A 15,422-nucleotide genomic window follows, 5' to 3' on the forward strand; every position below is an offset into this window, starting at 1 on the left:
ACTCATCCTCCGATCAGACGCGACGGAGCAGTTGCTGCCCAGCGTCAGTCAGCATGCCGGGCGCACGGGCGGCGAGCGCATCGACCTGCTGGGCCCATTGCGGGAATAGCTCGATGGCCAGGCCGCACATGACCTCTGCGGCGCAAGGGCTGCGGCTCCCGGACGGTGGAGTTATTTCCACTCGGTGCACGGGGAGGCCGAGCGAGGCGGCATTGGGATAAGCCACACGGTCGGGGATCACCGTGCTGCAGACGCTGACATGCGGATCGGTCTGAAAAGAGGCCTGTAGGCTCTGCATGATCAAGCGCGTATCGCGGCGGTTGGCATTGACCTGGTTGAGCAGCAGCTTTACCGACGGCAAGTCAACGCCCAGGTAGCGGTAGGGTTCCAACTCTTCGAACAGACCCAGCGTACCCCGGCGCAGCTCTCGTGCGGCGAGCATTTCCGGGGGGACCGGACACAGGGCGCAAGAGGAGGCAAGAATGACCATCTCCACGACCACGCTGCGTGCACCTTGGGTGTCGATGATCAGTACATCGTAATGCTCCTCGAAGGCAGGCAGCAGGTTGCGCAGGCGCAGACGGCCATCGGCCGCGTGCAGCAGCAGGGTGTTGATGTGCCCGGCGCGGTCGTTGGAGACAATCAAATCCAGGTGCTGAATGACAGTGGCAGAGATCACCTGATCAGGCGCCGTGAGCCGCTGCGCGATAAGTTCGTAGCTACCGGCCTCACATGCATCGCTCATGGTGTAATAGCTGGACAGCGTCGGTTGGCTGTCCAGGTCCAGTAGCAGAACGCGAAGGCCGGCATCGGCGAGCACGCCGCCGAGGTTGGCGGCGACGGTAGTCTTGCCCGCGCCGCCCTTGGTCGAGATCAGCGAGAGGACTTCCATGAGTTAGCCCCCCATGGACAGTCGGTCCTGGACCCACTGCTCGATCTCCAGTGAATCCCAGCCGACGGCACGGGTGCCGATACGCCGACATTGCGGAAACTGACCGGCCTTCATCAGGTTGTAGATGTGCGAGCGTTTGAAGCCGGTTTTCTGCTCCACTTCATCGCGGCGCATGATGTGGCGGTCAGCTGCAGGAGGGGTAGGGCTGGTCGGTTGCATGATGTCACTCCTTAGCGCCGGGTGGCGCGTGGTGGGTAGTGACAGTCAGTGAAGGTCTGAAGAGGGCAAAAAACATTGTCAGGCAATGCTGGGCATTGCCTGACAATGCGGCGTTAGCCCCGTTTCGCCTGGGCTATAAGACGGCGGGCGTCGGCAAATCGGCGATCAATGGTACTTTTACTCAACCCATCCACACCGGGAAAGCGCAGCAGAATAGCTTGTACCAATGCTGCCTGGCTGGAATAGATCGATTGCTGCTTACCGTTTTGGTTTTTCCCGAGCGTGGTTTCGAGCATGGCGCCGATCAGCCAGTTGTGCATGGCTTCGGACGTCTCGGATGGGATGCCAAGTGACTCGAGCCGCGTTTTCAGCTTTTCGTTGAGCGTGGAAAGGGCGGCCATCTCACCAGCGGTGATATCGTAGCTTTGCTGCAACTGCTCAAGCGTATTCAGGGCATACTCGAGCTCGGCTTGTTTGGCTAAATGCGCATTCAGACTGACGCATCTCGAGTGATCAGCATTCTGGGGAAACAGAAAGGCGGGTTTCTGATCGGGGCGGCTCCGTATGAACCAGAGCAGGAGGTCGGCGCGCCGAATGGAATAAAAGCCTCGGTGAACGTGCTTCTCGGCAGTAATAGGCTGGCCGAGGTAAGTCGCTGGCAATTCCCCGCTGAAAATGGCGTCATAGAGATACTCGACGTGTTCGTGCAGGCTTGGCCATTGCGGGAAATGCTTTCGCAAGCTGCCCGGCTGGGAAAGGTCTACTTGAAGAATCTCGTCCTCGTGCTCGGAGAGGTCGCACCACAGAATCGCGGCGTCGATGGGGTGGTAGGAGCTTCTTATTGAGATCATGGCACACAGCCTCCTGCTGCGTTCATCCTGGAAGCGCTGGCGGGGGCTGTGATCTGGCCCCTGTCGAGCGAGCCAATTCAAAAAGCAATAGCATCAAGAGATGGTGACCATACGCCAGGGATTTGGTTCTGCGATGGATATCGGTCACGACACGATGTGTCGTGATCAGCGCTTGAGGACTCTTGATGATCTGGGGTCGTAAATTGAAAATCGCTTCGCCTATGCATGCTAGATTCGATTAAACGATCGTCAGCAGGTCTCTAGGTACGTAGATATAGCTTTCCCAAACCCCGAACTGACAGCAAGGCGTAATCTGCATACAAATGCGGTCACCTTCACCGCGCTTACCCCTTATACATTGAGTCCTTTCGCTACTATCCCGTATGTGTCGTCAATAACACAATCTAGGTGCCGCTACCGCTTAGTCTCGTCGGCTGAGAGCGAGCCTCAACGCCACATTGTTGTCCAATCAATGATCAGGTTCAAAGAAACATGCTTTCTGATGTTGTGCTTGTCTCGCCGTCAGTTACCGCTTACGCCCTGTGCTGTGTTTTCGTCGCTGCGGTTGCGCGGGGTTTTTCCGGTTTCGGCTTTACCCTTCTGGCCATCATGTCACTTTCGTTCGTGTTGCCCTTATCGACGATTGTGCCGGCCATGTTTGTTCTGGAAATTGCTGCCGGTGTGAAGCTTTTGCCCTCCCTCTGGGGGCAAGTGCATTGGCGATCCATTCGAATATTGGTCATCAGTTCGATCATGGCGACGCCGGTGGGCGCGTATCTGCTTGTCAGCCTGCCTGCCGAGTATGTCAAGTTTGTGCTCGCCATCCTGATAATGGCGTGCTGTCTGGTCATGATCACTGGATATAAACTAAAGAGGATGCCCTCGGCCACGCAGACCGCTGCAACAGGTGCAGGGGCAGGGGTGCTCAATGGTTCGCTGGGCCTGGGTGGTCCGCCCGTCATCGTCTTTTTCCTTGGGTCTCCGCTGGCCTTGGAAGCGGGGCGGGCGTCCATCGTTGCTGCGTTTTTGGCAATGGATGTGGCGGCGCTTCCCGCTTTCTGGGCGCTTGGCCTGTTCGGGCGCGAGTCGCTACATCTCGGATTGATGAGCTTGCCGGTGTTGGTAGCGGGCGTGTGGTTGGGGGCGCGGATTGCCCAGCATGTAGAAGAAGCGGTAGCGAGAAAGGTAATTCTCGTACTACTAATGCTGCTTGCCTTGGGTAGCTTTGTTTAACGGCCCGGTACCGCAGGCCACTCAGCGAGTCGCCTAGACGGCCTCCAAGACAGGTACGAGCTGGCCTTAATTGCCTTTAGCCAGCCACGCGTTGAAGCGCACTTCCAGATCTTCGCCATGATCGACCCAGAATTCATTGTTGAACGCCAGCGACTGCTTGATATTCGCGGGGAAGGTATTGAGCCGTGGAGCCACACTGGCATCCAGCAGCCCTGCAGCCTGTAAATTCACTGCCCCATAACCCAGCTTTTCTGCGTGGAGCTTTTGAGCCTGTGGCTGCAAGGTCGAGGCGATGAACGTTTGCGCAAGCGCCTTGTGCTTGCTGCCCTTGGGAATGGCCCAATAATCAATCGCGTGGATGCTGCCTCCCCAAACGGGTTTGATCGGCGCTCCAGACGCCTGGGCGACGAAGATTCGGCCATTGAATGCGGTGGTCATCACAACGTCACCTGCGGCCAGGTACTGCATCGGTTGAGCGCCGGCTTCCCACCACTGGATAGCAGGTTTGATCTTGTCCAGCTTCGCAAGCGCGCGGTCAACTCCCTCTGATGTAGCCAGCACTTCATAGACGTTCTCGCGAGGAACGCCGTCGGCAATCAACGCCGCTTCCAATGTGAACTTGGCACCGCGTTGTAGCGCGCGCTTGCCCGGGAATTTCTCTAAATCCCAGAAATCAGCCCAGCCTTGCGGAGCTTCTTTGAGTGCATTAGCGTTGTAGGACAAAGTCATCGACCATACCAGTAACCCGGCTCCGCATTCAGACAGGGTTTCAGGCACAAACGCCTGCGCATCGCCAAACTGGTTCTCATCAAGTGGTTCAAACAGCCCCTCGTCACACCCTCTGACCAACTTGTCTGACTCGACTTGTACAACGTCCCAGTTCACACTTTTGGTGTCCACCATGGCCTTGATGCGGGCCATTTCACCGTTGTACTCACCCGCGATGATTTTCGCTTGGTGAGCTGTTTCGAAAGGTTTGTAGAAGATTTCAGTTTGTACATCTTTGCTGACGCCTCCATAAGAAATAACCGTCATTTCCTCGGCGCTGACTGGGGCGCACACCGCGAGCGCCAGGGTGAGAGAGGTCAAATGCTTATCCATACGCGTTCTTCCTTGTTTTCATTGTGAAGGCGGTAGTTGGGGCAGGTCCGCTCCATTTTTCGTGGTGGCTGGATGCGGTTCTATAACGTGCAGGACGCTTTATTGAACCGCTCGGCTGAGTGGCAACTTGAATGTTGCTTGCCATGCACGAGCGCAGAGAGTCACCTTGGATCGAGGCATTGAGCACGCATTGAGAGGCCGGTTGGATGGCTTGTGAAAAGTTATAATATAACGTAAATTTGCGCCCTTCTTCTGGTGGAGCTTCAGGGCTCCGGCCGTTTTACGACTGACCACCGCCGCCGTCTCCTTGGCAGTAATCCCGCGAGAGGGATTCAGACAGGGCAGTGAGCACGCGCGTTAAGGATAATGATGAAAACCGATCTGGCTCCCTTTGCGCTCCTTGCAGCTTTCACCGCTGGTGAGTCACTCGCTGCGTCAACAGGAGAATCCACCATTGTTTTGGGCGAGACCCACATTGGAGGAGGTTCTGGTGGAGGACAGGTTTATCAGACCGGAAGTAGCGTAATGACTTCCGTGGATGTACTCGGGGCTGACAAAATCGAGGACCAGGCTGTCATGAACAGCTGGGAGCTGCTTGGGCAGATGCCAGGCATCCAAATGACGGAGACTCGCCAAGGCGGTGAGTCGGGCAAAGTCAGCTTCCGGGCATTCAATGGTGAAGGTTATATCAATGGGATCAAGACATTGATCGACGGCGTTCCCAGTAACGTCAATAGCGGGAACCAGCGTTTCATCGAGATGGTCTTCCCCCTTGATCTTGAGTACATCGAGGTGGTTCGAGGGACAAACGACCCGCGTTATGGACTGCATAACATCGCCGGCAACGTCAATATGGTTACCCGGCAGGGGGGCAATTACGTCGACAGCCGCCTGACCTATGGCAGCTTCAATACTCAGGAGCTTCAGCTGGCGACTGGGCTGGAGTCAGGTAATTTTGCGCAGAACTATTTCCTGGCCAGTCAAACCTCCGATGGCTATCGGGATCACGATACATCTGAAAAATACTCGCTGAGCGGCAAATGGTTCTACACCGACGATGAGGCGAGGATGAAGCTTGGGTTGGTAGCGCGTCTCTACCACCATGAGGCTGACGAGGCGGGCTTCATGACCAAGGCTGAGCTCGACGCGGATCGCCGCAGTTCCGACCCGCGCAACGCCAATGACGGCGATGACCGTGACATGAAGCAGCTGGCTGTGCATTTCGACTGGCAGATGCGCGACGACGTTAGCCTGAGCAACAAGGTCTATTACAACAGTTACAAGGATGACCGGAAAGTCACCTTCAGTAGCATCCCCGTTGGCGATGCGCCACGGCAGCGCCGTCAGTGGGACGAGCAACAGACCGGTATGTTGAGTAACCTGACCTGGGTTGCTTCCAACGGTCTGACCTTGGATGGCGGGTTGAATGTCGAACACCAGAATAATGAGTACCGCCGCTACCGTTATCGCTACAGCATTCCCACCGACTTCGACGCGGCCCCCGCCCGCGTTCAAAACGACGACTCCTACACCTTGGATAACGTGGGCGGGTACGTTCAGGCTGTCATCCAGCCAACCGAAGCGTTGAAGATCATCCCCGCAATGCGCGTGGATCGGTTCTATGGCGAAACTCATATGCTGAACGGCGAGCACGCAGATCTCCAGGACTACGGCTGGATCCGTCAGCCTAAGTTCAGCGTCATTTATAGCCTCACGCCTGAGATCAGTGTGTACGCCAACTGGGGGCGTACCTTCCAGATTCTCACCGGCTCAACGGCGCCTGCCTATGTGACCCCGGGCCAGGTGCGTTTCGATCCCTCCATCAACACGGGCAAGGAAGTGGGGGTCAACTTCAGCCCGGTGATGGGGACCGAAGCCCGTATCGCGGTATGGCAACAAGACGCGACGGATGAGGTGGCCAACATGCCCAGTACGGGTACCTCGGTTGGTCTCGGCGAAACACGACGCCGCGGTATCGACCTGCAATTCAATGCCAGCGTGACTGAGCAATGGAGCGTTTGGGGCTCGCACTCCATACAGGAAGCGAAAGTCGTGAGCGCGTACGCCGCTGACGGTCAGTCGCTGGCGGGCAAAGAAGTCTTCTCGACCCCGCGCCATATCAGCAACCTGGGTACCGACTACCAGCTCGATGATCACTGGCGTTTTGGTCTGCAGGCTCGCGCCCAAGGTGACTATTACGTGGATTCGCTGAATGAACAGGGTAAATATGGGGGATATGCGCTGCTCGACGCCAGTGTGCGTTACACCCATTCTGACGCGCTGAGCGTCGACCTGCAGGTCAAGAATCTGACTGACCGGGAGTATGAGTATGTGTGGTACGACAATTTCTTCTGGGACGGTGCTGACCGGCCCATGTTTTCACCGGCTCCTGGCCGTACCGCCTTCGTTTCACTTAATCTGAAGATCTGACACACGACATCCACGCGCTAGTGTCCTCGGACAGGAGCGATGCCGCCCTGTAGGCCATGGCCGCCCATCTCAAGGCGTTGTCGCCGGCCAAGGGTTCGACTGAACAAGGTTCGCTCAGTAGGAGCAGCCATCGAAGCGCGCTGATTTCTGGTCCGCTTGGTGTAACAACGCGAGCTCTGAGGTATCAGGGCTCGCCTTGTTGTTGCATCTATTAGCAGGTGGCGTTTGCGATTGGTTAGCCCAGTGCTGCGGCCTGCTGCAAGCTCATGGAGCGCGTTTCGGGGGCCAGCATCCAGCTGATTGCCAGCCCGACGAAGGTGATGGCGGCTGCCGCGTACATCGTAAATTCAATCCCGTAACCTTGAAGTGAGATCGGCACGAGATAGGTGCCCAAGGCTGCCCCAATTCTGGAGAGCGAGGTACCAAGGCCGACCGCCTGCGTACGAATCTCGGTAGGAAAGATTTCATTGGGGTATACAAGCGCAAGCACTTGCGCGCCGCCGATGGACACTGCATAGAGGCCGAAGAGCATCAGCACTCCCACAGGGCCGCTGGCGTGCATGATTCCTAGGCCAAGCAGCGATACGCCTGAAAGAAGAAGGCTGAGCAATAACAGGTTTCGCCGGCCCAATGTATTGATCAGCTTGGCCGCCACGGCGCATCCGGCAATGAAGAGCAAGGTGATGCCGAAAGAGGCGCTGGAGGCGAGGTCGCCTTCCAAGTTCAACGACGACATGACTTTAGGGGCGAATGCATAAACGCCAAACAACGGGATGATCGAGCACGTCCAGAATGCGCTCACGAAAAACATTCGTTTCCCGTAACCCGCGCGGAGCAACGACCAGGTGGAGAGCGATTGCGTTTGCGGCTCTTCCGGAAGGTTTTCCAGCGAAAATGCGGGGCCATAGACGGCTTTGATGATTTGCTCGGCTTCTTTCGGGCGGCCTTTGCTCAAAAGCCAGCGCGGCGATTCGGGTGAGCCTACGCGAACCCATATCAACGCCAGGCCGAACACAGCGCCACTTGCCAATACCAGGCGCCAGGCATCAGCACCCCCTATGCGCAAAATCAGCTCACCCAGCCCATAGGCCACGGCGGCGCCCGCAAACCAGATGATCATGAACCAGGCAAGGCGCGGGCCTCGATATTTTTTTGGCATGAATTCGACAAGCATTGCGGTGGCGACCGGATACTCGATGCCTACCGCTATCCCCAATATCAGCCTAAGAGCAAACAAGGTGAGGGGGTCGCTGACCCAATATTGAGCCAGTGACGCGACGACAAATATGATTGGGCCAATAAAGTAGACCCGTTTACGGCCCAGGCGCTGGGTCAGGGAGCCGCCGAGAAAACCGCCGAAGAAAATGCCTATCAGGGCGGATGCCGCGATCATTCCCTCCCAGAAGCTGCTGAGATTGAGTGCGGCAGAGGTGGGCATCAATGCGATGCCGATGATGCTTAATATGTAACCGTCGACGAAGGAGCCGCCAGCGGAGCGCAAGGTGAGTAGCCGATGAAATCGGGTGAGTGGAACATCTTCGATCGAACGAGTTGGACGAGTCATGGGGTCTCCAAGTACGGCTGATCTTTTATTTCTTGTTGGCGGCATGACACGGTGAAGAAACATGCGGCACATGATCAGCTTACGAATTAGCCATGGCGCGGCTTGTCAGGCCACAGGCATTAGAAGGACGGTTAATTTGAACCTTTGATGAAGGGTTTCCAAAAAACGGGCGCAAAGCGCCCGCGTCCCAAGAAGGACTAGTTACCACAAGAGTTCAGGTGACTGGGTGGATCGTTTCTCCTCAGACAGCCGCGCTACGCTCGCGCAGGTTTATATTCAGGATGCGATCGTTTTCGCTGTAATCCACCGGGCAGTCGATCACGTGCACACCGGGGTTGGAAACACAGTGGTCCAGCAGGGGCAGCAACGCATCGGCGCTCTCGACGCGGTAGCCGTTGGCACCGTAAGACTCGGCGTACTTCACGAAATCCGGGTTGCTGTAGTCCAGGCCGAAATCGGTGAAGCCCATGTTGGCCTGTTTCCAGCGGATCATGCCGTAACCGTCGTCACGCAGGATCACCACGGTGATGTGCATGCCCAGACGCACTGCGGTTTCCAGCTCCTGGCTGTTCATCATGAAGCCGCCGTCGCCGCACACCGAGATCACCGGTCGATCCGGGTGCACCAGGTGCGCCGCCATCGCTGATGGCAGGCCAGCGCCCATGGTCGCCAGGGCGTTGTCCAGCAACACGGTATTGGGTTTGTGTGCCTTGTAGTTACGAGCGAACCAAATCTTGTAGATACCGTTGTCCAGGGCGACGATGCCTTCGGACGGCAGTACGCGACGGATGTCAGCGACCAGGCGCTGTGGGTAGACAGGGAAGCGATCATCGTCGCCACCTTCCACGATCTGCGCTTCGTTGGCCTCACGAATGGTCATCAGGCGGGTGAAGTCCCAGTGCGCGGTCTCGTTCAGTGCTTCGCTGATCTGCCACACGGCATTGGCGATGTCGCCGATGACTTCCACCTGCGGGAAGTACACGGCATCGACTTCGGCGGAGCGGAAGCTGATGTGGATGACTTCGGTACCGCCGCGGACCATGAAGAACGGTGGCTTCTCGATGACGTCGTGGCCAATGTTGATGATCAGGTCGGCGGCTTCGATGGCGCGGTGAACGAAGTCACCGGACGACAGCGCAGCGTTACCCAGGAAGCGCGGGTGACGCTCGTCGACCACACCTTTACCCATCTGGGTGGTGATGAACGGGATGCCGGTCTTGTCGATCAGCTGCTTGAGGACCTTGGCGGTCATCTTGCGGTTGGCACCGGCGCCGATCACCAGGATTGGGCTGCGAGCGGCCTGCAGTTTCGCCACGGCAGCTTCGATGGCCTTGTGCTCTGCCAGTGGACGGCGGTGCAGGCTTGGCGGAATGGGTAGCGAGTCGGTTTGCTCGGCAGCGATGTCTTCTGGCAGCTCCAGGTGCACGGCCCCCGGCTTTTCTTCCTCAGCCAGGCGGAAGGCTTCGCGCATGCGCGCCGGGATGTTGTCGGCCGAGGCGAACTGGTGGGTGTACTTGGTGATGGGGTCCATCATGCCGCACACGTCGATGATCTGGAAGCGGCCCTGCTTGGACTTCTTGATCGGCTTCTGGCCGGTGATCATCATCATCGGCATGCCGCCGAGATACGCGTAGGCGCTGGCAGTGACCAGGTTGGTGGCACCCGGGCCGAGGGTCGACAGGCTGACGCCGGTCTTGCCGGTCAGGCGACCGTAGGTGGCAGCCATGAAACCTGCAGACTGCTCGTGACGGGTCAGTACCAGCTTGATCTTCGACTTGCGCAGGGATTCCAGCAGGTCGAGGTTTTCCTCACCAGGAATGCCGAACACATACTCGACACCTTCGTTTTCCAGGCATTGCACAACGACATCGGCGGCCTTGGCCATCTTGCTCACTACCTCAACTCTATAATTGTTCTTACACCAGGCTTCACGAGACCGACTCCAGCGTCGATCCCGCGAGGAACAGCTTGCGTTGGGACCAGTGACTTCAGGCCAACTGGTAGGTGGTCTTGACGCGGGTGAAGAATTGACGGGCGTGGGTGCCTTGCTCACGCGAACCCAGGCTCGATGCGCCATTGCCGCCAAACGGCACGTGATAATCCACCCCAGCCGTAGGCAGGTTAACCATCACCATGCCTGCCGTACTGTTGCGCTTGAAATGCTCGGCGTGGCGCAGCGAGGTGGTGACAATGCCCGCCGAAAGACCGAAAGCGGTGTCCTCTGCCGCAGCGAAGGCCTCGTCGTAATCCCGCACCTTCAGCACGCTCAATACCGGTCCGAAGATCTCTTCGCGATAGATGCGCATGTCGGGCGTCACTTCGGTGAACAGAGCCGGTGTGAAGAGGTAGGCGCCAGCCTGGTTTTCGATGCGCTCACCGCCACACACCAGCTTGGCACCCTGTTCACATCCGCTGATTACGTAGGACAGGTTCTGCTCCAGCTGCCGACCATCCACCACTGGGCCGATATCGGTAGAGGCCTGCAATGCATCGCCTACTTTCAGTGCTTGAGTACGCTCGGCCAGGCGCGCTACGAATTTGTCGTGAATACCCTCGGTGACAATAACTCGAGAGCTGGCCGTGCAACGCTGACCGGTGCTGAAGAACGAGCCATTGAGCGCCACGTCCACCGCCTGCTCCAGGTCGGCATCGTCCAGTACGATCAGCGGGTTCTTACCGCCCATCTCCAGCTGCACTTTCTTCATGCCTTCAGCAGCGAGCTTGGCGATCTGGCGACCCGTATTTTCCGAGCCGGTAAAGCTGATGCCGTCTACCTCTGGCGAGCGAATGATGGTGTCGCCCACGCTGCGACCTGGGCCGATCAGCATGTTGAACACGCCAGCAGGCAAACCCGAGCGGCTGATGATTTCGGCCAAGGCCCAGGCCGAGGAGGGGACCAGTTCGGCAGGTTTGAATACCACGCAGTTGCCGAAGCACAGCGCTGGCGCGATCTTCCAGGCGGGGATGGCAATCGGAAAGTTCCACGGCGCGATGATGCCAATCACACCCAGGGGTTGAGTGAACACGTCGATGCCGACGTCCTGGCGCACCGACTGGTATTTCTCGCCCTCGGCGCGCAGCGCCTCCTGGGCATAGAACTTGAACGAGCGTCCGGCGCGGTCGACTTCACCCAGCGCTTCGCGAACGATCTTACCTTCCTCGCGGGCGAGCAGGGTGGCCAGTTCTTGACGGCGTGCAAGAATCTCGCTGCCAATGAAGTCCAGCGCATCGGCGCGCTGCTGCGGATTGCTGCGCGCCCATGCCGGCTGGGCGCGCCGTGCGGCTGTGATTGCCTGCTCGGTCAGCAACTGGTCGGCACGCACGAAGCGCTCGACCACTTCACCTGGGTTGGAAGGGTTGCGGTTTTCGAGGATATCGGTGCCGCTGTCCAGGGCTACGAAAGCGCCGTCGACGAAGCTGCTTTTGGTGGCGATGGTCATGCGGTGCAAGTCCTTGTTTGAGTATTGTGGCGGGCTACGAAATCAGTGATGTTGTCGACTGCGCGATCCATTAGCTGCTGCATGGCATCCTCACTGCTCCAGGCGATGTGCGGGTTGAGGATGAAGTCGTCGCGATCGATAAGCGCGAACAGCGGGTTGCTTGGATGCAGCGGTTCAACTTCAACCACGTCGAGTGCAACGCCACCCAGGCGACCATTTTGCAAGGCATCGATCAGGGCGGCTTCGTTGACGATGCCGCCGCGACCGGTGTTGATGACCACGGCGTCACTTTTCATGAGCGCGAGCTTCTGGGCATCAATCATGTTGTAGGTTTCAGGCGTCAATGGCGCGTTGATCGACAGCACATCGCAACTCTTGAGCAGGCTGTCCAGCGGGCGGTTGTCCGGCCCCGGGCGCTTGCCGCCACGGTCTTCGAACAAGACTTCCATACCGAACGCGCGAGCGAGCGCTGCCAAGCGGACGGCAATCGGGCCGCTGCCGATGATCGCCATCTGTTTGCCGCGCACATCGCGGATGCGGTGGTCGAAGTAGATATTCTTGTACTCAGCCTGCCCGGCATGCACCTTGCGCATCAGGCGGCTGAAAGCGGCCGGGCGACGGAACAGCTCGAGCATCATCGCCATGCTGTGTTCGGCGACGGTGTTCGCGGCATAGCCAGGTACGCTGGCTACCTCGATGCCGTGTGCATCGCAGTAATCGACGTCGACGATGTCGCGGCCGGTCAGTGCCAGCGAAATCATCTTCAGTTTCGGCAACTGACGCAGGTGCTCTTCACGCAGCGGCACGCTGCACGTCAGCGCTACGGTGGCGTCCTTCAGGTGCTCAAGCACCTGGTCGGGATGGGTATAGGCAAACTGCTGCCAACTATGCTCGCAGTCAGGGCGTTTAAGTCGCGTCGATGCGGCAAGACCGTCGTCGTCGAGAAAAACAATATGCTCACTCATAATCCTGATCCTGATACTTATTTCTTCTGGGCAGGGACATAGCCGGCTGGCGCCATGGAAACCAGCTGGCGGGTGATGAAGCCAGCATCCTGATCGTGGTCTTCTAGGGACTCTTTACGCACCAGTGCATCGCGCACCATGTGCGCGCCGAAGAAGCGGAAGGGCTCTGGCGGCAGCAGTTTCATCTTCTGGTTGACCAGGCCACAGTTGGCCCACTCGTCATTGGCATGGGTGGCCAGCGATTTGATGATGCGGCTGGCGAAGACTGTGGTGGCCACGCCGTTGCCCGAGAAGCCAATGCCGTAGCTGACAGTCCCGTGATGGTCGAGGTAGCCGAAGTTCGGCAGGCCTTTCATGGCACGGTCGATCGGGCCGGTCCAGCTGCTGACAACCGGCACATCCTGCAGTTGTGGGTACAGACGGCGCAGTTCGGCAGCGACCTTGTCGGCGGCCGGCGATGGTTTTTCGTAAAGGTTGCCGATGCGACCGGCGTAGGCGAACTGGCCCAGGGGCTTACCAAACACGACGCGGCCATCCGGGGTGTTGCGCCAGTAGTTGAGCACGGTGCGCGAGTCGGTCATGCACTCACCGCCACTGAAGCCGATGGCGTCGAGCTTGGCTTTCACCGGGGCGGTTGCCACCATGTCGCTGGACATGATGGCAATCATGCGACGCAGCTCGGGGAACTGTGCACCCCAGGCGTTTAGTGCGAGCACAACATGGTTGGCCTTCACACGCCCCATAGCCGTGTGCACCACGGGATTCTTGCCGCGCTCAAGGTGGGTGAATGGCGATTTTTCGAAGATCTTCACCCCAAGCTTGAGGGCGACGCGGCGCAGGCCGCGCGCCAGCATGGCAGGCTGCACAGTCGCGGCGTTAGGGTCGTAGATACCGCCCAGAACCAACGGCGAGCCCACGCGGCCGCGAATGGTCTCACGGTCCAGTTCCTGGAACGGGTTGACATTGAGCTTCTGCAGACCGTCGGTCAGCACCTTCCAGGAGCCCATCTGCCGCTGGTTGGTGGCAGTCCACAACCAACCGTCTTTACGGTACTGGGCATCGATACCGTGCTCCTGGCAGAAGCTGCCAATTTCGTCGATGGCCGATTCAGCTGCTTCACAGATGCGTCGGGCTTCGACGTCACCGCAGATGGTACGCACCGACAGGTACTTGCCCCACCAGTTCGTGGCGACCCCACCGTTACGCCCGCTGGCACCAGAACCGCAACGATCGCGCTCGACGATAACGATGGTTTTTTCCGGGTGCGCCTGCTTCAGGCGGATGGCCGACCAAAGGCCAAGGAAGCCGCCGCCGACAATGCAGACATCCGCTTGAATTGCATCCTGCAGAGCAGGGGCCAGATCGCTGTCCAGGTCGAGTGCCTGGGCATACCAGAATCCACGGTACATAGTGAGTGCCTTTGAGCATGTTGGTTTTTGTCAACATGATGCTCAGTAAACGGCCGCCTAGATATTACGCACATGACAATTGATCGTACGCTTGCGCCTATTCGCACTGAATGTCCTAAACTTCCCATTAGCTGAGATTGATATGATATGTAGGACCGCGGGGGTGCTTTAGAATTGGGCAGTCCAACAAGCCGAGGTGATTCGCAGTGGTCCGGGAATCCGAAGAACAAAGCAGCGTTCCTGCCTCCATCAAGCCAGAGTTGAGGGTCGGCTTTGTCTTGATGAACCACTTCACCTTGGTACCGGTTGCCGGGCTGGTGGACTCCTTGCGGTTTGCGGCTGACAAGTCCTTTCGCAGTCAGCAGGTGTTTTGTCAGTGGGATTGGATGACGCTGAATGACCAGCCCATTGTGGCCAGCTGCGGCATGCCTATCTCACCGACCAAACCCCTGAACCTCTGGGCTCAGTATGACTACATCGTGATTGCCGGGGGGTTGCTCGGTGAGACGCGCAACCCGCCGGACTGGCTGCTCGACGCTCTACGGGATGTGCATGCTGCCAACATTCCGATCATAGCGTTGTGCTCCGGTTCTTTCGTGCTGGGCAAGGCTGGGCTGCTTGATGGCCGGCGATGCGCGCTGCATTTCACCCTGCGAGAGGAGTTCAAGGAGCGCTTCCCGCTGTCCACTGCGGTGATCGACAAGAACTATGTCGATGATCGCGGAATCATCACTTGTCCTGGTGGCACGGCCATTGATCTGGCGGCCAGTCTGATACGCCGCCACTGCGGGGCCGTTCGGGCACAGAAAGGCCTGGAGTACCTGCTGGTCGAGGAGCGAAACGAAGAGGAGGCGACGGGATCTGAAGGTGGGGTCTATCAAAACGACCGCGTTCAACGAGCCATCGCTTTTATGCGCGAGAATCTCGGATCATCCCTTACCATCCAGGCAGTTGCCAGTGCTGTCGGTACGCATCCTCGACAGTTGCACCGCGAGTTCGTAGCCAATACGCAAGAACCTCCCGCCAATTATTGGCGCAAGCTGCGTCTCGATCACGCCAGGCGCTTGCTGGTCAATACCAGTCAGAACATCACTACCATTGCGCTGGCCTGCGGTTTCTCGGACGCTTCCCATTTCATACTCTGGTTCCGGAAGCAGTACGGCGAAACGCCCTACAGCTTCCGCAAGCGTCGGCACGAGGTGGAGCGCTTTGAATGGACTAACGAACGTGTTGGTTTGGATCCCGAGCTATGAGCGTCAAGCCGGCTGCGCCGGTCCGCAGGCGGCTTGATGGATCAGCAATGCTCAGCCTATTCGCT

12 protein-coding genes are annotated in these 15,422 nt (G+C 58.2%); 3 read left to right on the plus strand and 9 right to left on the minus strand.

What is annotated here, in order from left to right; all coding sequences use genetic code 11:
* Positions 1 to 13: 13 nt before the first annotated feature.
* The 3 genes from AC07XM_RS15675 to AC07XM_RS15685 form a co-directional block, all read right to left on the minus strand.
* Entirely contained in the window at positions 14 to 892 is an 879-nt protein-coding gene (locus AC07XM_RS15675; RefSeq protein ID WP_102689177.1) for a ParA family protein, read from the minus strand.
* A gap of 3 nt (positions 893 to 895) precedes the next feature.
* Positions 896 to 1,111, minus strand: a complete 216-nt coding sequence (locus tag AC07XM_RS15680; RefSeq protein WP_102689176.1) for an AlpA family transcriptional regulator — start codon at positions 1,109 to 1,111, stop codon at positions 896 to 898.
* A 113-nt stretch (positions 1,112 to 1,224) separates the two neighbouring features.
* Positions 1,225 to 1,962 (minus strand): hypothetical protein, encoded by a 738-nt coding sequence (locus AC07XM_RS15685; RefSeq protein WP_102689175.1) that lies wholly within the window; start codon positions 1,960 to 1,962, stop codon positions 1,225 to 1,227.
* A 492-nt stretch (positions 1,963 to 2,454) separates the two neighbouring features.
* Here AC07XM_RS15685 and AC07XM_RS15690 point away from each other — a divergent pair, with 492 nt between their 5' ends.
* On the plus strand, positions 2,455 to 3,195 hold the full coding sequence (locus AC07XM_RS15690) for a sulfite exporter TauE/SafE family protein (RefSeq protein WP_102689174.1): 741 nt from the start codon (positions 2,455 to 2,457) through the stop codon (positions 3,193 to 3,195).
* 66 nt (positions 3,196 to 3,261) lie between these two features.
* Here the strand turns inward: AC07XM_RS15690 and AC07XM_RS15695 are convergent, their stop codons facing one another.
* Positions 3,262 to 4,296, minus strand: a complete 1,035-nt coding sequence (locus tag AC07XM_RS15695; protein ID WP_102689173.1) for an ABC transporter substrate-binding protein — start codon at positions 4,294 to 4,296, stop codon at positions 3,262 to 3,264.
* Positions 4,297 to 4,665: 369 nt separating this feature from the next.
* Here AC07XM_RS15695 and AC07XM_RS15700 point away from each other — a divergent pair, with 369 nt between their 5' ends.
* Positions 4,666 to 6,726, plus strand: coding sequence for a TonB-dependent receptor (locus AC07XM_RS15700; RefSeq protein WP_102689172.1), 2,061 nt, complete (start codon positions 4,666 to 4,668; stop codon positions 6,724 to 6,726).
* Between the two features lie 235 nt (positions 6,727 to 6,961).
* Here AC07XM_RS15700 and AC07XM_RS15705 read toward each other — a convergent pair whose 3' ends face one another.
* The 5 genes from AC07XM_RS15705 to AC07XM_RS15725 all read right to left on the minus strand — a co-directional run bounded on the left by AC07XM_RS15705 (position 6,962) and on the right by AC07XM_RS15725 (position 14,104).
* Positions 6,962 to 8,290, minus strand: a complete 1,329-nt coding sequence (locus AC07XM_RS15705) for an MFS transporter (protein ID WP_102689171.1) — start codon at positions 8,288 to 8,290, stop codon at positions 6,962 to 6,964.
* A 241-nt stretch (positions 8,291 to 8,531) separates the two neighbouring features.
* Positions 8,532 to 10,175 carry an acetolactate synthase large subunit gene (locus AC07XM_RS15710; protein ID WP_102689205.1) on the minus strand — a complete coding sequence of 548 codons (1,644 nt, stop codon included), beginning with the start codon at positions 10,173 to 10,175 and terminating at the stop codon, positions 8,532 to 8,534.
* 103 nt (positions 10,176 to 10,278) lie between these two features.
* Positions 10,279 to 11,730, minus strand: coding sequence for an aldehyde dehydrogenase family protein (locus tag AC07XM_RS15715; protein WP_102689170.1), 1,452 nt, complete (start codon positions 11,728 to 11,730; stop codon positions 10,279 to 10,281).
* Positions 11,727 to 12,695, minus strand: a complete 969-nt coding sequence (locus AC07XM_RS15720; RefSeq protein WP_102689169.1) for an NAD(P)-dependent oxidoreductase — start codon at positions 12,693 to 12,695, stop codon at positions 11,727 to 11,729. The genes AC07XM_RS15715 and AC07XM_RS15720 overlap by 4 nt, the downstream gene beginning before the upstream one ends.
* 17 nt (positions 12,696 to 12,712) lie before the next feature.
* Positions 12,713 to 14,104 (minus strand): NAD(P)/FAD-dependent oxidoreductase, encoded by a 1,392-nt coding sequence (locus AC07XM_RS15725; protein WP_102689168.1) that lies wholly within the window; start codon positions 14,102 to 14,104, stop codon positions 12,713 to 12,715.
* A gap of 206 nt (positions 14,105 to 14,310) precedes the next feature.
* Here AC07XM_RS15725 and AC07XM_RS15730 point away from each other — a divergent pair, with 206 nt between their 5' ends.
* Positions 14,311 to 15,357: a GlxA family transcriptional regulator gene (locus AC07XM_RS15730; RefSeq protein WP_102689167.1), complete on the plus strand. Its 1,047-nt coding sequence runs from the start codon at positions 14,311 to 14,313 to the stop codon at positions 15,355 to 15,357.
* The last annotated feature ends 65 nt before the right edge of the window (positions 15,358 to 15,422 follow it).

The sequence above is a fragment of the Pseudomonas sp. GW460-LB5 genome, assembly GCF_059423245.1.

Bases quoted from the DNA above. Each gene is read 5' to 3' on its own strand.
- AC07XM_RS15675 (WP_102689177.1), bottom strand. From the start codon at position 892: ATGGAAGTCCTCTCGCTGATCTCGACCAAGGGCGGCGCGGGCAAGACT.
- AC07XM_RS15680 (WP_102689176.1), bottom strand. From the start codon at position 1,111: ATGCAACCGACCAGCCCTACCCCTCCTGCAGCTGACCGCCACATCATG.
- AC07XM_RS15685 (WP_102689175.1), bottom strand. From the start codon at position 1,962: ATGATCTCAATAAGAAGCTCCTACCACCCCATCGACGCCGCGATTCTG.
- AC07XM_RS15690 (WP_102689174.1), top strand. From the start codon at position 2,455: ATGCTTTCTGATGTTGTGCTTGTCTCGCCGTCAGTTACCGCTTACGCC.
- AC07XM_RS15695 (WP_102689173.1), bottom strand. From the start codon at position 4,296: ATGGATAAGCATTTGACCTCTCTCACCCTGGCGCTCGCGGTGTGCGCC.
- AC07XM_RS15700 (WP_102689172.1), top strand. From the start codon at position 4,666: ATGAAAACCGATCTGGCTCCCTTTGCGCTCCTTGCAGCTTTCACCGCT.
- AC07XM_RS15705 (WP_102689171.1), bottom strand. From the start codon at position 8,290: ATGACTCGTCCAACTCGTTCGATCGAAGATGTTCCACTCACCCGATTT.
- AC07XM_RS15710 (WP_102689205.1), bottom strand. From the start codon at position 10,175: ATGGCCAAGGCCGCCGATGTCGTTGTGCAATGCCTGGAAAACGAAGGT.
- AC07XM_RS15715 (WP_102689170.1), bottom strand. From the start codon at position 11,730: ATGACCATCGCCACCAAAAGCAGCTTCGTCGACGGCGCTTTCGTAGCC.
- AC07XM_RS15720 (WP_102689169.1), bottom strand. From the start codon at position 12,695: ATGAGTGAGCATATTGTTTTTCTCGACGACGACGGTCTTGCCGCATCG.
- AC07XM_RS15725 (WP_102689168.1), bottom strand. From the start codon at position 14,104: ATGTACCGTGGATTCTGGTATGCCCAGGCACTCGACCTGGACAGCGAT.